Here is a 20,085-nt window from a genome sequence, read left to right on the forward strand (position 1 = left end):
CCAATGCGTATTTTGATGATTATTGACGGCCTGCCGGGCGGCGGTGCAGAAAAAGTGGTACTGACGCTGTGCGAAGGGATGCAGAAGATGGGCCACAATGTCAGCCTGTTCTCGCTGCGTAACGTGTGCAATTACGCTATCCCGGACGGGATTGATTATCAGATCGTAGAACGCCCGAGCAAAGCTCCCTGGCGCAAGCTGACCGAGCTGTCGCGCCGCGCCGCCGCGCTGGATGATGCCATTGCAGTCAGCGAATCGCATCGCGGCAGCTATGATTTAATCTTCTCCAATCTGCATAAAACCGACCGGATTGTATCGCGCTGTAAAGCCATTCCGCCGCAGAAGCTGTGGTACTGCATTCACGGTATTCTCTCTACCTCTTACCTGGGTCATCGCAGCGGGTTCAGCCGCTGGCTGAAACTGCGTAAGATCGCCCGTGTTTATCAGGGCAAAAATATCGTCGCGGTCTCCCGCGCGGTGGGAGAGGATTTGACCCAACAGCTGGCGATCTCGCCATCGCGGCTGGCGGTTATCAATAATCCTTTTGATATTGAAAGTATTCTGCAGCAGGCAGCAGAACCTTTATCCGTCGCGGGCGTGCCTTATATCGTTCACGTCGGGCGTTTTCATCCGCACAAGCGCCATGACCGCCTGCTGGAAGCCTTTGCTGCATCGGGTATTCCGGCCAAACTGGTGCTGGCAGGAACCGGCAGCGAAGACCAGCTCGCGAAGACGAAGGATCTGGCCATTCGTTTGGGTATTGATGACCGGGTGGTTTTTGCCGGTTTCCAGGCTAATCCTTACCCGCTGATTAAGCATGCCCGAATGCTGGTACTGAGTTCAGACAGTGAAGGTTTTGGTAATGTGCTGGTGGAAGCCCTGCTGTGCGGCACCCCGGTGGTCAGCACGCGCTGCCCGGGTGGCCCAGCGGAAATTCTCGAACGTATGGGCATGAAGGATGCGCTGGCAGAGTTAACTGCCGATTCACTGGCCGCGAAGATAGCGGCGACCTGGCAGTCGCCACCGTTCATCGATAGCCAAAAGCTCGCTGAATATGATTTAGAACCCGTTTGCCGTCAGTATCTGGCGCTTCAGGAGAAATCAATCCGCTAAGCTTTGTAGCTGCTGCCAGACCTCATCGACGCTGACATCTGCGCACTCACCGGATGGCGTCTGCATAATCCGGTAGTCGCCTGACCACGGATGCCAGACCTTGCTATCCGTGTCACCAAACAGCACCACCTGCTTTTTATTCATTGCCGAGGCCAGATGCATCTGGCCTCCGTCGCTGCACAGCAGGCGCTCGCAGTGTTCAAAAGCCGCCACCAGCTCGCGTACCGACGCGGTGGGATAAAGAGAAACTCGCTCACTGTCACAGGCAGCCAGAACCTGCTCAGCACGATGTTCATCGCCGACATCATCAGGCGCCAGCGTGCCCTGCGGGGACCAGAAGATGACCGCACTGCCGTTACCGGTCGCCAGGTGGCGCTGGATGATCTCAACGTAGCGCTCCAGCGGCCAGCGGCGTTTAGGGCTGCGGCTACTGATATGCACAGCCAGAACCGGACCGTCGTTATAGCTTCGCTCGGCAAAACGGCGGGCGGCCTGCTGGCGCTCCTGCTCGCTCAGCCAGATCCGCACCGGGGGAATCGTCAGCTTTTTGTCGCTGATGGCCGAGAGATAGCTAAAGGTACGCTCCACCTGGTGCTCACCAATAAAATCTGCGGCTCGGAAAGGAACGCTTATCGCCCGGTCGCCGGTATCGGCACCGATGATATGCTTTACACCCGCCATTTTCGCCAGCCGAAGGCTGTATACGCAGGGATTCGGGTTCGCCAGGATCGCAGCATCAAAGCGGATGCGGCGCAGCCGCATGAAAATTTTCAGACGATCGAGATACACGCCAAACTTGCTCTCATTTTTCTTACGGTGCTTGGCTTTACGGTAAATAAAGGTGTTTTCAATATGCGGATTATTTTTGACCACGTCCTGGCTGACGGTGTTGATCAGTAAATAGACATTGGCATCGGGCCAGGCAGATTTGACCCCTTCAATCAGCGGCGTGGTACACACCAGATCGCCAATATTGTCACGGCGGATAATCAAAATGTTTTTCATTGTACTTTTCAGGCGACGGTTCTCGCCCAATCTTTTCACCGATGCCAAAGAGTAGATCCCAGCCCCTCTTCAACCAGTTTTCAAAACATCTCAATCCGTCGAGAGCATAAAAAAGTGCGTCTGTTGAAACACACTTGCGGTATCCGATCGTTCGCCCGCTAACAGCTCAGACAGCACGTAATATTAAATTACACATGTATCGTCAAAAAAAGAATTCCCGCCTTGCCATAATAACGACTAACACTATGAAAATTAGTGTAATAAGAAAATACTTAGAGAATGGACTCTTCTATGCAACTCCCACCCCTGCTCACGGTGATCGTTCCACTGTACAACGCCGGTCGTTTTTTTAAGCCCTTTATGGAATCGCTGCTGGCACAAACTTTCCAACAGCTGGAAATAATCATTGTTGATGATGGCTCAACCGACGGCTCCGGGGAATCAGCCGATGAATATGCCGGCCGTGTGGCACATATTCGCGTGATCCATCAGGCAAACAGCGGCGTATCACGGGCCAGGAATGCCGGTCTGCGGGAGGCCCGTGGGCAGTATGTTACCTTTCCCGATGCGGACGATATTCTGGAACCGCAGATGTATCAGACCCTGATGGAAATTGTATTAGCGGATGACCTTGACGCCGCGCAGTGTAATGCTCTGCGTATTAATGCTCACAATGATCACAGCAGCCCGCTGATTCCTTTTGACCGATTACAGTCAACGTCCATCATGTCCGGTGCAGACTGGCTCAACCAGGCGCTGAAAACCCGCCGCTATCTGCATGTTGTCTGGCTGGGGGTTTATCGTCTTTCGCTGATTCATGAATGCAGGCTGCGCTTTATCCCCGGCCTTCATCATCAGGACATACCGTGGACGACCGAATTCATGTTTAACGCGCGAAGAGTGCGCTATAGCGATGCCCCACTCTACCGTTACAGAATTCATACCGAATCGATTAGCCACCGCCGCCGCCAGGGTCGGCAAAATGTCCGATACCAGCGCCATTATCTTCGCATCTGCGCTTTGCTGGACGATATGAATCGCCGCTATCAGCATCGGATACCCGTCTATCGTTCCTTTCATGCACAAATTACCCGCGAGGCACTCAGCGTCTGTCATGCTATTCGCCGCGAAACGGATGCCGAGGCCCGCCGCACAATGATTCACGACCTCATGCGAACCCGAACACCTCAGCGTATGATGCGGAACGCACGCGGTATTACTCAGTGGTATAAACTGCTGGTATGGCAGATGCGCCTGTTTTATCTCTATCACTCCCACCGAGTGAGTGAATAAGACACACTGCGGTATTTAACGCCGCCATCATCAGGTACAGTAGCCCAATAATGAAGTACTGTGAGACAGCATCACTTATCTGATAACATGCCCTATTATTCCTTTTTTTGGCAATCTCTGGGCATAAGTCTCTTTTCACCTGAAAAAACAATGTGATGATTACCATTTATACCGTTTTACTGTATCTCATTCAGCCCTTCATCTGGCTCCGTCTCTGGCTACGCGGGCGGAAAGCGCCTGCCTATCGTCTGCGATGGGCTGAACGCTATGGTTTCTGCAAAGGTAAAGTAAAACCTGATGGGATCTTGCTGCATTCGGTTTCTGTCGGTGAAACCCTGGCCGCCATACCGCTTGTTCGTGCGCTACGCCATCGCTATCCCGATCTGCCGATCGTCGTAACGACTATGACACCAACGGGTTCCGAACGCGCCAGCTCAGCGTTTGGTAAAGACGTTCATCATGTCTATCTGCCCTATGATTTACCCGGCGCAATGAACCGCTTCCTTGATACTGTCAATCCCCGACTGGTTATCATTATGGAAACCGAGCTCTGGCCGAACATGATCTCGCTGCTGCACGCGCGTAAAATTCCACTGGTGATCGCCAACGCCCGTCTGTCCGAACGCTCGGCGAAGGGCTATCAGAAGATCGCCAAGTTTATGAAGCAGCTGCTGCAAAAAATTACCCTAATCGCCGCGCAAAACCAGGAAGACGGTGAACGCTTTATCGGCCTTGGGCTAAAACGTTCGCATCTGGCGGTGACCGGCAGCCTGAAGTTTGATATTTCCGTGACCCCTGAGCTGGCTGCTCGCGCCGTGACGCTGCGACGCCAGTGGGCACCGCACCGCCCGGTATGGATAGCCACCAGCACCCATGAAGGCGAAGAGAGCATTATTCTGGAGGCGCACCGCAAACTGCTTGCCCGTTTCCCGACGCTGTTATTGATCCTGGTACCGCGCCACCCGGAGCGCTTCGACACCGCGCGTAACCTGACGCAGAAGGCTGGGATGAGCTACACGTTGCGCAGCAGCGGAGAAATCCCCTCCGGCAGCACGCAGGTAGTCATCGGCGATACCATGGGAGAACTGATGCTGCTATACGGAATTGCCGATCTGGCGTTTGTGGGCGGCAGCCTGGTTGAGCGCGGCGGTCATAACCCGCTGGAGCCTGCGGCTCATGCCATTCCGGTTCTGATGGGGCCACATACCTTTAACTTTAAAGATATTTGCTCCCGCCTGCAGCAGGCTGACGGTCTGATCACCGTGACCGATGCCGATTCACTGGATAAAGAGATTGGTACGCTGCTGACCGACGAGGACTATCGTCTCTATTACGGTCGTCATGCGGTTGATGTTCTGCATCAGAATCAGGGCGCACTCCAGCGTCTGCTCCATCTCCTGGAGCCTCACCTGCCACAGCGGAATCACTAAATGAACACTCGCCAGCAGCTGTCGGTTGTCCTGATTGCGAAAGATGCGGCGGAACTCCTGCCGGAATGTCTGACTTCGGTCAGTTGGGCGGATGAAATTATTCTGCTCGACTCCGGCAGTCGCGACGGCACAGCAGAAATCGCTGAACGTCACGGGGCGCGCGTCTTCCACTCCACGGAATGGCACGGCTATGGCAAACAGCGCCAGCTGGCGCAGAGCTATGCCAGCCACGCAATGATCTTGATGATCGATACTGACGAACGCGTGACGCCAGAACTGCGCCGCAGCATTGAGCTGGTACTTGAACAACCCGCCTCAGAGACGGTGTACAGTATTGCCCGGCGTAATCTGTTCCTTGGTCGCTTTATGCGTCATAGCGGCTGGTATCCCGATCGTGTCACACGGCTTTATCCGCGCAGCTATCGCTACAACGATAATCAGGTTCATGAATCACTGGAAACCGAACAGGCAAAAGTCCGGCCTCTTCAAGGAGACCTCCTGCATCTGACCTGCCGTGATTTTTCCGATTTTCAGTGGAAACAGTTCGCCTATGCAGAAGCCTGGGCAAAACAGCGCCACCAGCAGGGTAAACGCTGCGGTATTGCGGCAATTTTCGGCCACACCGCAGGTGCCTTCCTGAAAACGCTGGTGCTGCGCGCCGGTTTTCTGGACGGCAAGCAGGGATGGCTACTGGCCGTGGTTAATGCACAGTACACGTTTAATAAATATACGGCCCTGTGGGCTCTCAATCACGCATCCAGGAACGGCAGACTATGAGCACCAAAGCCATCTACCCCGGCACCTTCGACCCAATGACCAATGGTCATCTGGATATCGTGACGCGCGCCGCACTGATGTTTGACCATATCGTTCTGGCAGTAGCGGCCAGCCCCAGTAAAAAGCCCATGTTCACGCTGGAAGAGCGCGTGGCGCTGGCCACAGAAGTGACGGCACATCTGGGTAATGTGGAAGTGATCGGCTTCAGCGATTTAATGGCAAACTTCGCCAAAGCGCAGCAGGCCAACGTGCTGGTACGAGGGCTGCGGGCGGTATCTGACTTCGAATATGAGCTGCAGCTAGCGCATATGAACCGCCATCTACTGCCAACGCTGGAAAGTGTCTTCCTGATGCCTTCTGAAGAGTACTCGTTTATCTCATCATCCTTGATGAAGGAAGTCGCACGCCACGGCGGTGAGGTAAAAGCCTTCCTGCCGGCACCGGTGTATCTGGCCCTGCAGGCGAAGCTCTGAGTCTATTTCTGGCAGCGCGGACAGAAGAAGGTGCTTCTCTGAGCGTGTTTACTGCTTTCTATCGGCGTGCCGCACGCGCGGCACGGTTCTCCCGCCCGCCCATACACCTGTAGCTCCTGAGCAAAGTAGCCGGGCTTCCCGTCGCTCTGCAGAAAATCCCGCAGCGTAGTACCACCCTGTTCGATTGAACGCAGCAGCACGGCCTTGATGGTGGCCACCAGCAGGTCTGCTTCAGACTCATTGAGCGCCATGGCAGGACGATCGGGATGGATACCGGCAACGAACAGAGATTCACTGGCGTAGATGTTGCCCATCCCCACTACCAGCTTGTTGTCCATCAGCCACGGTTTGATCGCCGTGCGCTTACCGCGCGATTTCGCAAACAGATATGCACCGTTAAAACTGTCTTCCAGCGGTTCAGGACCGAGATGGGAGAGAACCGAACTGGCTGCAAGATCGGTACACCATAGCCAGGCACCAAAGCGACGCGGATCGGTATAGCGCAGCACCTTACCGTTACTCATGACCAGGTCAACGTGGTCATGCTTCGCCGGCGGCAGTTCGTGCGGAAGCATTCGCAGGCTGCCGGACATGCCCAGGTGGATGATAATCCATCCGGTCGGCAGTTCCAGCAGCAGATATTTGGCACGCCGCTGCACGCTGAGCACAGGCTGATCGCTGAGAGCATGTATTTCGTGTGAGACGGGCCAGCGCAGGCGGGAATTACGCACCACGGCGTGCAGAATCGTTGCGCCGACCAGATGTGGCTCAATTCCGCGTCGGCTGGTTTCTACTTCTGGTAATTCTGGCATCTTCCCGCTCCCGTTGGCATATCAACATAATGACGCAGTACTCTAATACAAAACTCAGAAACAAAAAAACCCGGCCGGAGCCGGGTTTTTCAACTGAGATTAATTACTTAATCTTAGCTTCTTTGTAGATCACGTGCTGGCGGACAACCGGATCGAATTTCTTCAGTTCCAGTTTTTCCGGCTTAGTACGTTTGTTCTTCGTGGTGGTATAGAAGTGACCTGTACCAGCAGAAGAAACCAGCTTGATCTTCTCACGAATACCTTTAGCCATGTTTCAGTTCCTTACCTTAGTACTTCTCACCGCGGGTACGCAGATCGGCCAGAACCGTCTCAATACCCTTTTTATCGATTACACGCATGCCTTTGGCAGATACGCGTAGTGTAACGAAGCGCTTTTCGCCCTCAACCCAAAAACGGTGAGAGTGCAGGTTCGGCAGGAAACGGCGTTTCGTCGCGTTCATTGCGTGGGAACGGTTGTTACCCGTCACCGGACGCTTGCCAGTTACTTGGCAGACTCGTGACATGTCTATTCTCCAAAAATCAAATCAGCTCGAGCTTTAAAAATAAGGTTTTGGCCGCCTCGTCAGACTAATAGCCTATCCAGGCGAGTTCTATGTGAACCCGCTGAGCAGGCCCAAACGCCAAACCCGAGATTCTCAAAGGTGGCGTAGTATACGCCCTGTAGCGCGAGTGCTCAAGTCCCGAACAGATAAAGATCCCTCTGGATCGCCTGTAACCGTCTTAATTGCATGTGAAACAGCCTGTTTTTGTACGCTGAACGGCCCGACATTCGTGATTGAAGGCAGTAAAAGGCGATTTTTCACATCCACCCCAGTTCGGCAAAAGAAACATATTCACCTCGCCCAATCACGATATGGTCAAGCACACGAATGTTAAGCAACGAGCAGGCACGGACGATTTGCTGAGTAATATCACGATCGGCGCGGCTTGGTTTTGCCAGCCCGGAGGGATGATTGTGAGCCAAAATCAGTGCCGCCGCATTGTGCTTTAAGGCTTCGCGGACAATTTCCCGCGGATGGACTTCCACGCTGTTGATGGTACCGCTGAACATCTCGCAGGTATGGATAACCCGGTGCTGGTTATCAAAAAAGATCACCTGAAAGATCTCGCGCTCCCGATGAGCAAGCGAACTGTGTAAAAAATCCAGCATTTGCTCAGAGCTTGTCACGGCATGGCTCTTCAGCGCTTCCTGACAGGTAAAACAGCGCCTCGCCAGCTGAGCGACGGCATGAATCTGCGCATATTTAGCGAGACCTATCCCCCCTACCGCCTGAAATTCCTCCTTACTGGCATTCATCAGTCGATACAGCGACCCAAAATGATCGATTAAGCGCTGCGACAATTCCATCACATGTACTCCGCGCGTGCCGGTCCGCAAAAAAATGGCCAGCAGCTCACAGTCACTCAATGTTGCCGCTCCAAATTTGATCAACTTTTCACGCGGGGGTAGCCCCTGCCACTTATTTTCCATCTTCTGCGTCTCCTTGCCTGAATACGCAAAATCATGTCATTATATACAGTAGTTTTCTATCACTAACCGCTGGCTTTACGAGGCAGATCGCAAAGGGACCCAGGTGAAAAATAACCAGCCCGATCGAATGTGATAAAATATCCAGCATTGCGGTACAAAGTTACCGGGCAGGCTCAACAGAAGGCGAAAGGCAGATGATGGGATTATCGGGAAAGCGGATTGTTCTGGGCGTCAGCGGCGGTATTGCCGCCTATAAAACGCCAGAGCTGGTCCGCAGGCTCCGCGATCGCGGAGCAGAAGTCCGCGTGGTGATGACGGATGCTGCGAAAGCTTTTATCACCCCACTTAGCTTACAGGCCGTTTCCGGTTTCCCGGTATCGGATGATTTGCTCGATCCGGCTGCCGAAGCGGCGATGGGCCATATCGAACTGGGGAAATGGGCAGATCTGGTGATTCTGGCACCGGCGACTGCCGATCTTATCGCACGCGTTAATGCCGGAATGGCTAACGATCTCGTCACCACTATTTGTCTGGCAACGGCGGCTCCCGTTGCGATTGTGCCGGCCATGAACCAGCAGATGTATCGCGCGTTACCCACCCAGCATAACATCCAGCAGCTGGCACAGCGTGGTGTGATGATCTGGGGTCCTGACAGCGGCAGCCAGGCCTGCGGTGACGTTGGGCCGGGACGCATGCTTGACCCATTAGCGATTGTTGATCTGGCTGTTAGCTGGGCCACACCTGTCAATGACCTGCAACATCTTCATATTATGATCACCGCGGGCCCAACTCGCGAAGCACTGGACCCGGTGCGCTTCATCAGTAACCACAGCTCCGGTAAAATGGGGTTTGCCATCGCCGCAGCCGCAGCCAAACGCGGGGCCAGCGTCACGCTGGTAGCGGGTCCTGTTGAATTGCCAACCCCGCCATGGGTCAAACGCATCGACGTCACGACGGCACTTGAGATGCAGCACGCCGTGATGGAACAGGTGGCGAAGCAGCATATTTTCATCGGCTGTGCAGCGGTGGCTGATTATCGCGCCGCAGCGGTTGCCGAAGAAAAAATCAAAAAGCAGGGTGATGAAATTACCCTGAAAATGGTGAAAAACCCTGATATTGTCGCCGGCGTGGCGGCTTTAGCCGAGGGGCGCCCCTACGTGGTAGGATTTGCTGCTGAAACCCAGAATGTGGAAGAATACGCACAACAAAAACGGGCGCGCAAGAATCTGGACTTGATCTGCGCCAATAATGTTGCCAAAGCCGGGCAGGGTTTCAATAGCGATTCCAATGCTCTTCACCTTTTTTGGCAGGAAGGAGATAAAGTCTTACCGCTCAGCGATAAGTCTCTCCTTGGCCAACAGTTACTAGACGAGATAGTCATCCATTATGATGAAAAAAATCGACGTTAAGATTTTAGATCCGCGTGTCGGCAACGAATTCCCTCTACCGACCTACGCGACCTCTGGATCTGCCGGGCTTGATCTGCGCGCATGCCTGGACGGCGCAGTTGATCTGCAGCCGGGCCAGACTACGCTGGTGCCAACGGGGTTAGCTATCCATATTGCCGACCCGACGCTGGCTGCCGTTATTCTGCCGCGTTCCGGCCTCGGGCATAAACATGGCGTGGTGCTGGGCAACCTGGTTGGCCTGATTGATTCTGACTACCAGGGACAGCTGATGGTTTCTGTCTGGAACCGCGGCCAGGACGCATTTACTATCGAACCCGGCGAGCGTATTGCTCAGATGGTCTTTGTTCCTGTGGTGCAGGCTGAGTTCAATCTGGTCAATGATTTTGACACCAGCGTGCGTGGTGAAGGCGGTTTTGGCCATTCTGGTCGCCAGTAACTCACCACCACTCCCGTAAAACGAAACCCGTTTTTTCGCCGTGAGCCATCAGGCTCACGGACGTTGCGTGGGCTCGTGCCCATTTATGGTGATCTTTTCAGGGGTCTTTTAAGACATGGTTGAAAAAAAGAGTGCGAAAAGGAATCGTCGCGAGGAAATCCTGCAGGCACTGGCGCAGATGCTGGAATCAAGTGATGGCAGCCAGCGGATAACGACCGCAAAACTGGCAGCAAGCGTTGGCGTATCTGAAGCTGCGCTCTACCGTCATTTTCCCAGCAAGACCAAGATGTTTGACAGCCTGATCGAATTTATCGAAGACAGCCTGATTACGCGCATCAATCTGATTTTGAAAGACGAAAAAGAAACGCTGCCGCGTTTGCGTCTTATCACGCAGTTGATTCTGGGCTTTGGTGAGCGTAATCCGGGTTTAACGCGAATTTTGACCGGCCATGCGCTGATGTTTGAACAGGATCGTCTGCAGGGGCGTATCAACCAGCTGTTTGAGCGTATTGAAGTACAAATTCGCCAGGTGATGCGCGAAAAGAAAATGCGTGAAGGCGAAGGGTTCGCTACGGATGAAACGCTGTTGGCCAGCCAGCTGCTGGCTTTTTGCGAAGGGCTGCTTTCGCGTTTTGTTCGTTCAGAGTTTCGCTATCGTCCGACAGCGGAATTTGAAGTTCGCTGGCCGCTGTTCGCAATGCAGCTGGTATAACCGACGTGGACTGGCCCAGCAATGAGGCCAGCCCATATCGACTTTTCAGGTCAGCCGATGTTTCAGATACCGTATTCGCTACGGTAGGCGCGAACTGCCGCCAGGTGGTCGGCAAGCTCAGGTTTCTCTTCCAGATAGCTGATTAACTCTTTCAGCGTGATAATCGAAATCACCTTACAGCCGTAATCCCGCTCCACTTCCTGGATAGCCGAAATGGCGCCGCGTCCGCGTTCCTGACGATCGAGGGAAATCAGTACACCAGCCAGGCTCGCCTCGTTCGCCGCAATGATCTCCATAGACTCACGGATCGCCGTACCGGCGGTAATCACATCATCCACCAGCATCACCTTACCCTGCAGCGGGCTGCCAACCAGCGTGCCGCCTTCACCGTGAGTTTTGGCCTCTTTTCGGTTAAAGCAGTACGGCACATCGCGATCGTGATGATCGGCCAGTGCAACGGCAGTGGTGGTAGCAATCGGGATACCTTTGTAGGCCGGACCGAACAACAGATCGAAATCAATGCCTGAATCTACCAGAGCCTGCGCATAGAAACGGCCCAACAGGGCCAGATCGCGACCGGTGTTGAACAGACCTGCGTTAAAGAAGTACGGGCTTTTACGCCCTGACTTCAGCGTGAACTCACCAAACTTCAGCACCTGCTTGTTGATGGCGAATTCGATAAATTGGCGCTGCCAGGCTTTCATGTTGTCATTCCTCAATATTCAGGCAAAAAAAAGGCGACTCTTGGGTCGCCTGGAAAAATCAGATACTCAGCGCTGCTTTCTGCGCCTGTACCAGTGTGTCAATGCCGCCCCGGGCCAGCTCAAGCAGTTTGAGCAGCTCATCGTGGCTGAAGGGTTCGCCCTCTGCTGTCCCCTGTACTTCAATCATACGACCGTCTTCGGTCATCACCACGTTCATATCCGTTTCGGCAGCGGAATCTTCAACATATTCCAGATCGCACAGCGCTTCGCCGTTTACGATGCCAACGGAAATGGCAGCAACCATGCCTTTCATTGGATTGGCCTTCAGCTTGCCAGTCGCAACAAGATGATTCAGTGCATCGGCCAATGCCACGCAGGCACCAGTGATGGATGCGGTGCGCGTACCGCCGTCGGCCTGTAATACGTCGCAGTCCAGGGTGATGGTAAATTCGCCCAGCGCTTTCAGATCCAGCGCGGCGCGCAGGGAGCGAGCGATCAGGCGCTGGATCTCCAGCGTGCGGCCACCCTGTTTACCTTTCGCCGCTTCGCGGGCGTTACGGCTATGGGTGGCGCGAGGCAGCATGCCGTATTCAGCCGTCACCCATCCCTGCCCCTGACCTTTCAGGAAACGAGGAACGCCCTCTTCAATCGTTGCAGTACACAGTACTTTGGTATCACCGAATTCAACCAGCACAGAGCCTTCTGCATGTTTGGTGTAATGACGGGTCAGGGTTACGGGGCGCACCTGATGTGCGCTACGGCCTGATGGACGCATAGTATGTTCTCCGGCTAGCTAATTATAATTGGCTGCGCATTATACGGATTTCACTGGTGAATGCCTATCTAAGGCAGCTTCATCCGCGCGCTGTTATGCAACTGGCAGATAATCAACGTTTAAAACAGCAAGATAATCGGGAACAGGATGTAAAAATAATCGAGATATGGCTAAATGCCCCTCTTTATTGACTCTTCACGCGGGACCGTCCGTATGACTGCTGTTTTACATTTTATTCTGGCCCTGGCCATTATCTTCTGCCTGGCGCTGCTATTCAGTTCCGACCGAAAGAAAATTAGTCCACGCGTACTGTTACAGCTGGTCGTAATTGAAGGCGCTTTGGCCTGGTTCTTCCTGAACGCATCCGGTGGACTAAGCGTAGTGAGTGCTGTGTCCGGCTTCTTCGAGGTGCTGTTGAAATATGCCGCACAGGGTACCGACTTTGTGTTTGGCAACATGAGCTCCCAGGGGCTGGCTTTTATCTTCCTGGGCGTACTGTGCCCAATCGTCTTTATCTCTGCGCTAATCGGTATTTTACAGCACCTGAAGATCCTGCCGCTGCTGATCCGGTTTGTTGGTACCGTGCTGTCTAAAATCAACGGTATGGGTAAGCTGGAGTCATTCAACGCCGTCAGTACCTTAATCCTTGGTCAGTCAGAGAACTTTATCGCCTATAAGGGTATCCTGGCAGAGATTTCGGAGCGGCGCCTCTACTCAATGGCCGCAGCCGCGATGTCTACCGTTTCACTGTCGGTTGTCGGTGCCTACATGTCGATGATTGAACCGCGCTATGTAGTAGCCGCACTGGTGCTTAACATGTTTAGCACCTTTATCATCCTGTCGATTATTAACCCGACGCCGGTGGGTGATGAACCCGAGATTCGGCTGGAAAAACTGCACGAAGACCAGAGCTTCTTTGAGATGCTTGGCGAGTACATCCTCGCAGGTTTTAAAGTCGCGATGATTATCCTGGCCATGCTGATTGGATTTATTGCCCTAATCACAGCGGTTAATGCACTGTTTGCTGCGGTATTCGGTATCAGCTTCCAGCAGATCCTTGGCTATATTTTCTGGCCGTTTGCCTGGCTGATCGGTATTCCACCGGCCGATGCCCTGAAAGCCGCCAGTATTATGGCCACTAAGCTGGTGACCAACGAGTTTGTCGCGATGATTGAACTGAAAAAAATCGCAGCGGAACTGTCACCGCGCGGGTTGGGGATACTGTCCGTCTTCCTGGTTTCGTTTGCTAACTTTGCCTCCATCGGCATTGTGGCAGGTGCCATCAAGGGACTTAACGAGCAGCAGGGGAATGTGGTATCACGCTTCGGCCTGAAGCTGATCTATGGCTCCACGCTGGTCAGTTTACTTTCCGCCGCCTTCGCCGGGCTGGTGTTGTAAACATTTAGCCCGGTACTGCGGTACCGGGCTGCTGGATAAGTTAACCTCGGTCAGAAAGCCACGCAGGCCGGTGTATCAACCCGCATAACCGAATCCTGAGCAAAACGCTGCTTGTAAATCGCCCTCAACGCTTCAATCCCCTGCTCACTGCTCCGATCCGTTGCATGAATCAGCATCAGCGCTTTGCTGTCTTCACGCGCGAGCTTTCCGTCGTTGCCCAGCCACTGTCCTTTCGCGTTAAATACCGTCAGGCCATCTTTAAAGCGCGGTGTAACATCCTTATCAACAAACGTCTGCCATTCAGCCTCAGTAATCGCCTGCCCGTGCGGCCTGTTCAGGCCAAAATAGAGCGTTGTCTGCTGCATCGCCTCACCGGTCGCACATGTCGGTGTCGGTGCCGCTGTGCTCGTCACCTTGCCTGCCACACTGCATCCCGTGAGCGCTAAGAGTAAAAAAGAAGAATAAAATAAACGAGCAGACATGAACTCTCCTGGTAAATAACGATGGCGATCGAGTGGCCCGGCACTCAGGCCGGATTATTCTTAACATATTAATCTCTGGTTGATAAAACGTCAGCCGTTGCTCCGACTTTTGACTGAATACCTGTTAAGCCAGCGCCTGCGCCGTTATACTTCCGGCATCTTTCTCTTAAGCGAGTACGCAAAATGATCCGCAGTATGACCGCCTACGCCCGCCGCGAAACCAAAGGTGATTGGGGCAGCGCCGCCTGGGAGCTGCGTTCCGTAAACCAGCGCTATCTTGAAACGTATATCCGTCTGCCAGAGCAATTCCGCGGGCTGGAACCGGCTATTCGCGAACGCATCCGCAATCGGCTGACTCGCGGTAAAGTGGAAGTGAATCTGCGTTTCGACGCCGATCCCAGTACGCAGAGTGCACTGGTACTGAATGAAAAGCTGGCGATCCAACTGGTACAAGCGGCTAACTGGGTCAAAATGCAAAGCGATGAGGGTGAAATTAACCCGGTAGATATTCTGCGCTGGCCCGGAGTGATGTCGGCTGAAGAGCAGGATCTGGATGCCATCTCAGCACAGCTATTAATTCTGCTCGATGGTGCCATTGACGACTTTATTGCTGCTCGTGAGGTCGAAGGTGCTGCACTGAAGGCACTTATTGAGCAGCGTCTGGAAGGCGTCAGTTCAGAAGTCAGCAAAGTTCGCACTCATATGCCAGATGTTCTTAAATGGCAGCGCGAGCGCCTGGTAGCCCGTCTGGAAGACGCGCAGGTTCAGCTGGAAAACAACCGTCTGGAGCAGGAACTGGTGATGCTGGCACAGCGCGTGGATGTTGCCGAAGAGCTGGATCGCCTGGAAGCGCACGTGAAGGAAACCTATAACATCCTGAAGAAAAAAGAGGCAATTGGCCGCCGTCTGGACTTTATGATGCAGGAATTCAACCGTGAATCCAATACACTAGGCTCCAAATCGATTAATGCTGAAATCACCGCATCGGCCATTGAGCTTAAGGTGCTGATTGAGCAGATGCGCGAGCAGATTCAGAACATTGAGTAGCTTTTCTGCATCAATTTCTCCTGGTTGAGAGAGCAGAGAACCTTCAATCAACACCCTAACGCTATAAGCCTGCTTATAGCGTTTTTTTTATGGTAGGAAGAAGATGCTTCAGAGGGTAAACTATCACCCTTCTTTTAATATGGATTTATTTGAGGCTCAACCATGCAAACTTTACCTCCCTGCCCTAAGTGCCACTCTGAATACAGCTGGCAGGATGGAGACATGCTTAACTGCCCGGAATGCGGTCATGTCTGGGCTGATGGTGCTGACAGTGGTGCGGATGAGGGGCTTATCGTTAAAGATGCCAATGGTAATTTACTGGCAGATGGCGACAGCGTGACGATCATTAAGGACCTGAAAGTGAAAGGAAGTTCAACACCGCTAAAAATTGGCACCAAAGTGAAAAGTATCCGTCTGGTAGAAGGCGATCATAATATTGATTGTAAAATTGACGGCTTTGGACCAATGAAGTTGAAATCTGAATTCGTTAAAAAGAGCTGATCGTTGCCAGTAGCCATTCAGGCTACTGGCCTGTTCGTATTAATGCGTGTTTTTTCTGAAAAATTAAAAAAACACAGTAATATTGCAATAATAATTTGCAATCATACTGTTTTATACAAAAACTATTCCATTATTAAATAACGATTCCTTTCCGATAAGAATTTTATCAACTCTTTTTATGAAACAAGCATCTTTTGGCAATTTATCACCAATGCCAAACCCATCAAATTCATCTCATTTTATCGCCTTAATACTTTCAGATAAAAGTGACCATCATCTCTGTAGGGATGGAACTTGCCACATTAATTTTTGCAACTAATGAACCGTACTTATACTAAATAAATCGTTAAAATAACCCAGACACATTGTTGAGAAATAACAAAGAGCAATACAACACTGACTCTCAAAAACAAAAAATCAAATATGTTATTATTGATAAAGTGAGTTTCCAGAAAAACAGAAATTTTCCGGATATAATTAGTTCAGATCAGTCCTTGCGCATAAGCATAACGGATTAATTCAATGTTTGATGAAACGCCCAGGCGACGCATCGCGTTATACTTTTGAGTCGAAATCGTGCTGATTGTCCGATTCTGGCGCTGTGCAATTTCTGCAAGCGAATAGCCCGATGAAAACAACCGGACGACTTCCAGCTCTTTAGGTGTCAGTGTGCTACCCCGCTCACTGCCTTTGCTGGAGGATACTTTCAGATAGTTGAAAGATGATGAGTAATAGCACTCTTGCTGGCTAATAACATGATGACAAGCCAACACGGTTTCTTCCACACTATCGCACTTACTTACTACGGCTTTGACACCATAATCACTCGCCTTTCTTAAAATTGCCGTATTTTTTTGCGAAGTCAGTAAAACAATTTTCACATCAGGAAAACGACCGTGCAGAGCTCTTAACTTAGTAAAACCATCAATTGTCGAACGATCCGACCCCAAAGAGAAGTCAGTAATAACGATATCTGTTGGCCTGGCAGACAAGGCAGATAACAAGTCTTTACCACAGACAGCCTCATTCGTGATAAGAAATTTATCATTGCCAGAAAAAAGCATCTTCAGCGAATACAAAATATGTGGATGATCATCAGATATGGTTACTGTGTATCTATTATGCATACTCCCTCCCGATAAAATATCATCATAATGTCCCCTATGATTCGATAACAAGTTAACGTTTTATCGTCATTCAGACTGCAACTTGTAGTAGATCCATGTATTAACACCGTACGGCGTTGAGCAAAAAGCCATAACTGAGCATTTACTGAATCATAACAAAATTGTTTTAGGTTAGGGCCCTCAAAACATATCAAACGCATACCAGATAATTCCATGGTAGCAGTGCAACGCATAAAATCACTTTACCTACTAATTACATCAATGCATAGACTACCTCTTAAGAACTAATTTAACCGCAGAAGAATATCCTAATGAGATTAATTCAGGAGTATACATTTTTCTACCCAACACAGCCAGAAAGGTCAAAAAAAATAGCCATGAAAAAACGAAAAACTAATAATGGAATTTTGCGATTGTCGACTTAAATCAATAATTATCGCAACCCTTTACCAATTCGAATAACGCGTTCGTGTATATATGTCATGAATCTTCTACACTGGTCAGTACGAGGAAAATTCAACACAGTGCCGTACGCACTCAACGTCACACACCATGAAATTCAGAATAATTTTTATTAATGCATACTGGCAGGAAAAAGAAACAAAACAAAATTTAAAAATAAATAATTCAACAACTTAACACGCAACCCGTCATTAAAATTACTCAGGCAATTATTAAAACTAATACATTGGTCTCTCCCTGAGAAAAATTCAGTCGCCGAAAGCTGCATAACCCCTTAGGCTTGCGGCCTCTATCCAGGAGCAGACTATGTTACTCACCGTACTTTACATTATCGGCATTACTGCCGAAGCCATGACCGGAGCACTTGCTGCGGGCCGCCGTAAAATGGACATGTTCGGCGTTATCATTATCGCCTCAGTCACGGCGATTGGTGGAGGATCGGTGCGGGACATGCTGCTTGGCCACTATCCCCTGGGATGGGTAAAACACCCTGAGTACATCATGATCGTCGCCGCTGCGGCGGTTATCACGACGCTGGCCGCCCCCCTCATGCCGCATTTACGTAAGGTTTTTCTCGTACTTGATGCGCTGGGCCTGGTCGTTTTTTCAATTCTGGGGGCACAGGTTGCACTGGACATGGGATATGCTGGCATCATTGCCGCTATCAGCGCTGTCGTCACCGGAGTCTTTGGTGGCGTTCTGCGCGATATGTTTTGCAATCGTATTCCACTTGTTTTTCAAAAAGAGCTCTATGCGGGGATCGCATTTGCCTCCGGATGGGTTTATATCCTGTTGTTAAAAACAGCACTGGCCATGGAAACAGTCGTCATTATCACCCTGATTTGTGGATTTATAGCACGCCTGCTGGCACTGCGTTTCAAACTGGGTTTACCCGTTTTCAATTATCCGCACGGTGACCACTGAAGCTCTCGCTCTCAGGGCAGTATTCGCAGTTCGGGTTGCATCAACCAGGCTATCATCTCCTGCACGTCACGATGATGAAGAAAATCACTAATCTGACGTGCCAGACCCACGCCAATACCCGGGAGCTGCTGCCACTGCTTCACCGTTCGTGACAGGAGTACCTCCCAGCTGTCATCCACTAGCGTCCGTAATGCCGATTCAGGTATCGGAACGCCCAGTGCTCTGACCCAGCGTTTAAAAGGCTGCTGACGGCTAAGCTGAAACTGCTGCCAGAAAAAATGCGCCATATGCTGGCTCATTCCAACCGACGCTTGTAACCTCTCCTCGGTCAGCGTCATCCATGAAAAAAGATGATTCATGCTGCCTGTCTGAATCAGTCGCTGCCAGCCGCTGCGGCCCAGCCCCTTAAAGTTAAGTGCCTGTTTACCACCAAGCCATTCAAGACGAGCCAGAAACTGTTCATTGCAATCTGCGGTCAGTTGGAAACAGCTGAGCATAGTGTAACGTTGCTCATCCGGTGGGGATGGATAATCGCGCTTGCTTACGCGCCAGGCGACCTCATTGAGTCGAGGTATTCCCTGCCCAGCCAGGCTAATACTCACCTGATCGCCAGCAACGATGTCTTTTTCGCGCCAGCGAGATAGAGAACCAATGCTAACCCGGCTCACCCGCTTATCATCAAGTTGTACGGGTTCGAGGTCTAAAATCACGCTGATTTTTCCACTTCGCCCGATGGTGAATCTCACAGCTTGTACCTCAGTACTCACTTCTGGCGGTGGATATTTCCAGGCTACTGCCCAACTACCCAGATCGGGCATCCAGCTACTGCCCTGAACTCCCGGCTCGCTGTGCACCACGACGCCGTCAGTCACAAAAGGTAATGATGTTTCAAACCAGCGCTTACGCCACATTTGCACAGCATCAGCATCCTCAACCTGCCGGGTCCAGGTGCTGACATCTGGAAAGCCCGCATCGCGAATGCCCTCAAGACGCTGCATCATATTGCTCGGGCCATTCGGCCAGGCCCAGATAAACAATCCAATATTACGCAGTTCATCGGTGGGTTGTTTTGCCATCAGGGCACCGGCAACCTTCGAACGCGCATTCTTTCCCCCATGCAATGCCTGTTGATGCCCGGTCATCAACAAATACAGCTCACCCTGGAAAACGGTTTGTGCCTCGCGGAACGGTATGGATTGCGGTATAGCAGCTATACGCCGGGCTTTTTCCGTCCAGTCTTCACCACGCAGCCCATCGCCCCGACTGATCGCTTGATGCAATTTGCCATTCTGATAGACCAGCGTAATGGCAACACCGTCTATTTTTGGCTGTACCCATAAATCGTGCCGGGCTCCCATCCAATCGACCAGTGCTAATTTATCCCTGAGCTTTTTCACCCCGACATGAGCAACGGGATGAAGGGCTTTTCCATTCGTGGTTAACTGGGGCTGGCGCAAACCGCTATCGGGCTGAAAGCAGCGTTGCCAACTCTGCATCCTTAACTGTAAAGCGTCATAACGTTCATCAGTGACTAAACTCACTCCCTGACGATGATAAGCGTCATCCCATTGTTTAAGCTGATTTTCCAGCGCGGCCATTTCACTGATTTGCCGTGCAGGAGTCCAAACCGGACACTGTGCCTGTGCAATTGTACTTAGTAATCCAATCACCAAAATCAGAAATCGCATCCCAGCCTCTCTTATCAGAACCACC

The 20,085-nt window shown here is 51.7% G+C and carries 22 protein-coding genes; 12 read left to right on the forward strand and 10 right to left on the reverse strand.

What is annotated here, in order from left to right:
• The first annotated feature begins 3 nt into the window (after positions 1–3).
• The gene (locus IBT46_RS22555) at positions 4–1,113 is read left to right on the forward strand and encodes a glycosyltransferase (RefSeq protein ID WP_200547487.1); all 1,110 of its coding nucleotides are present in this window, start codon (positions 4–6) and stop codon (positions 1,111–1,113) included.
• On the opposite strand, the gene IBT46_RS22560 is transcribed toward IBT46_RS22555, so the two are convergent.
• Positions 1,102–2,118 carry a glycosyltransferase family 9 protein gene (locus IBT46_RS22560; protein ID WP_200547488.1) on the reverse strand — a complete coding sequence of 339 codons (1,017 nt, stop codon included), beginning with the start codon at positions 2,116–2,118 and terminating at the stop codon, positions 1,102–1,104. The two genes, IBT46_RS22555 and IBT46_RS22560, sit on opposite strands and share 12 nt — an antisense overlap.
• Positions 2,119–2,409: 291 nt before the next feature.
• On the opposite strand from IBT46_RS22560, the gene IBT46_RS22565 reads away from it, so the two are divergent.
• The 4 genes from IBT46_RS22565 (at position 2,410) to coaD (ending at position 6,091) form a co-directional block, all read left to right on the forward strand.
• Entirely contained in the window at positions 2,410–3,411 is a 1,002-nt protein-coding gene (locus tag IBT46_RS22565) for a glycosyltransferase (RefSeq protein WP_200547489.1), read from the forward strand.
• 155 nt (positions 3,412–3,566) lie between these two features.
• Entirely contained in the window at positions 3,567–4,841 is a 1,275-nt protein-coding gene (gene waaA / locus IBT46_RS22570) for a lipid IV(A) 3-deoxy-D-manno-octulosonic acid transferase (protein ID WP_105594439.1), read from the forward strand.
• On the forward strand, positions 4,842–5,618 hold the full coding sequence (locus IBT46_RS22575) for a glycosyltransferase family 2 protein (RefSeq protein ID WP_105594438.1): 777 nt from the start codon (positions 4,842–4,844) through the stop codon (positions 5,616–5,618).
• Complete coding sequence (gene coaD / locus IBT46_RS22580; RefSeq protein ID WP_200547490.1) at positions 5,615–6,091, forward strand: pantetheine-phosphate adenylyltransferase; 477 nt, start codon at positions 5,615–5,617, stop codon at positions 6,089–6,091. The genes IBT46_RS22575 and coaD overlap by 4 nt, the downstream gene beginning before the upstream one ends.
• Before the next feature lie 2 nt (positions 6,092–6,093).
• On the opposite strand, the gene mutM is transcribed toward coaD, so the two are convergent.
• From mutM to radC, 4 genes are all read right to left on the reverse strand, one after another.
• Positions 6,094–6,903: a bifunctional DNA-formamidopyrimidine glycosylase/DNA-(apurinic or apyrimidinic site) lyase gene (mutM, locus tag IBT46_RS22585; protein ID WP_200547491.1), complete on the reverse strand. Its 810-nt coding sequence runs from the start codon at positions 6,901–6,903 to the stop codon at positions 6,094–6,096.
• 103 nt (positions 6,904–7,006) lie between these two features.
• A complete protein-coding gene (gene rpmG / locus IBT46_RS22590) occupies positions 7,007–7,174 on the reverse strand; it encodes a 50S ribosomal protein L33 (RefSeq protein ID WP_001051798.1) in 168 nt (55 codons plus the stop codon).
• Between the two features lie 16 nt (positions 7,175–7,190).
• Positions 7,191–7,427, reverse strand: coding sequence for a 50S ribosomal protein L28 (gene rpmB / locus IBT46_RS22595; RefSeq protein WP_105594435.1), 237 nt, complete (start codon positions 7,425–7,427; stop codon positions 7,191–7,193).
• A gap of 296 nt (positions 7,428–7,723) precedes the next feature.
• Positions 7,724–8,395 (reverse strand): DNA repair protein RadC, encoded by a 672-nt coding sequence (radC, locus tag IBT46_RS22600; protein WP_200547492.1) that lies wholly within the window; start codon positions 8,393–8,395, stop codon positions 7,724–7,726.
• 194 nt (positions 8,396–8,589) lie between these two features.
• Between radC and coaBC the strand changes: the two genes are divergently transcribed.
• The 3 genes from coaBC (at position 8,590) to slmA (ending at position 10,952) form a co-directional block, all read left to right on the forward strand.
• Positions 8,590–9,804, forward strand: coding sequence for a bifunctional phosphopantothenoylcysteine decarboxylase/phosphopantothenate--cysteine ligase CoaBC (coaBC, locus tag IBT46_RS22605; protein ID WP_200547493.1), 1,215 nt, complete (start codon positions 8,590–8,592; stop codon positions 9,802–9,804).
• Positions 9,782–10,240 (forward strand): dUTP diphosphatase, encoded by a 459-nt coding sequence (gene dut, locus IBT46_RS22610; RefSeq protein WP_172606646.1) that lies wholly within the window; start codon positions 9,782–9,784, stop codon positions 10,238–10,240. Before coaBC ends, dut begins: the two co-directional genes overlap by 23 nt.
• A 115-nt stretch (positions 10,241–10,355) precedes the next feature.
• A complete protein-coding gene (gene slmA / locus IBT46_RS22615; protein WP_105594432.1) occupies positions 10,356–10,952 on the forward strand; it encodes a nucleoid occlusion factor SlmA in 597 nt (198 codons plus the stop codon).
• 62 nt (positions 10,953–11,014) lie between these two features.
• On the opposite strand, the gene pyrE is transcribed toward slmA, so the two are convergent.
• Positions 11,015–11,656, reverse strand: coding sequence for an orotate phosphoribosyltransferase (gene pyrE / locus IBT46_RS22620; RefSeq protein ID WP_105594431.1), 642 nt, complete (start codon positions 11,654–11,656; stop codon positions 11,015–11,017).
• 58 nt (positions 11,657–11,714) lie between these two features.
• The gene (rph, locus tag IBT46_RS22625; RefSeq protein ID WP_200547494.1) at positions 11,715–12,431 is read right to left on the reverse strand and encodes a ribonuclease PH; all 717 of its coding nucleotides are present in this window, start codon (positions 12,429–12,431) and stop codon (positions 11,715–11,717) included.
• 213 nt (positions 12,432–12,644) lie between these two features.
• On the opposite strand from rph, the gene IBT46_RS22630 reads away from it, so the two are divergent.
• Positions 12,645–13,829: a NupC/NupG family nucleoside CNT transporter gene (locus IBT46_RS22630; protein WP_200547495.1), complete on the forward strand. Its 1,185-nt coding sequence runs from the start codon at positions 12,645–12,647 to the stop codon at positions 13,827–13,829.
• A 50-nt stretch (positions 13,830–13,879) separates the two neighbouring features.
• On the opposite strand, the gene IBT46_RS22635 is transcribed toward IBT46_RS22630, so the two are convergent.
• Positions 13,880–14,311, reverse strand: a complete 432-nt coding sequence (locus IBT46_RS22635) for a DUF3574 domain-containing protein (protein WP_200547496.1) — start codon at positions 14,309–14,311, stop codon at positions 13,880–13,882.
• A gap of 183 nt (positions 14,312–14,494) precedes the next feature.
• Between IBT46_RS22635 and IBT46_RS22640 the strand changes: the two genes are divergently transcribed.
• Positions 14,495–15,358 carry a YicC/YloC family endoribonuclease gene (locus IBT46_RS22640; RefSeq protein WP_200547497.1) on the forward strand — a complete coding sequence of 288 codons (864 nt, stop codon included), beginning with the start codon at positions 14,495–14,497 and terminating at the stop codon, positions 15,356–15,358.
• Positions 15,359–15,520: 162 nt separating this feature from the next.
• Complete coding sequence (locus IBT46_RS22645; RefSeq protein ID WP_200547498.1) at positions 15,521–15,859, forward strand: zinc ribbon domain-containing protein YjdM; 339 nt, start codon at positions 15,521–15,523, stop codon at positions 15,857–15,859.
• 482 nt (positions 15,860–16,341) lie between these two features.
• On the opposite strand, the gene IBT46_RS22650 is transcribed toward IBT46_RS22645, so the two are convergent.
• Complete coding sequence (locus tag IBT46_RS22650; protein ID WP_200547499.1) at positions 16,342–16,986, reverse strand: response regulator transcription factor; 645 nt, start codon at positions 16,984–16,986, stop codon at positions 16,342–16,344.
• 768 nt (positions 16,987–17,754) lie between these two features.
• On the opposite strand from IBT46_RS22650, the gene IBT46_RS22655 reads away from it, so the two are divergent.
• Positions 17,755–18,372: a trimeric intracellular cation channel family protein gene (locus tag IBT46_RS22655; protein WP_200547500.1), complete on the forward strand. Its 618-nt coding sequence runs from the start codon at positions 17,755–17,757 to the stop codon at positions 18,370–18,372.
• A gap of 11 nt (positions 18,373–18,383) precedes the next feature.
• Here IBT46_RS22655 and ligB read toward each other — a convergent pair whose 3' ends face one another.
• On the reverse strand, positions 18,384–20,060 hold the full coding sequence (ligB, locus tag IBT46_RS22660; RefSeq protein ID WP_200547501.1) for an NAD-dependent DNA ligase LigB: 1,677 nt from the start codon (positions 20,058–20,060) through the stop codon (positions 18,384–18,386).
• Positions 20,061–20,085: the final 25 nt, after the last annotated feature.

This window comes from Erwinia sp. S38 (assembly GCF_016624545.1).
GTDB lineage: Bacteria > Pseudomonadota > Gammaproteobacteria > Enterobacterales > Enterobacteriaceae > Erwinia > Erwinia coffeiphila.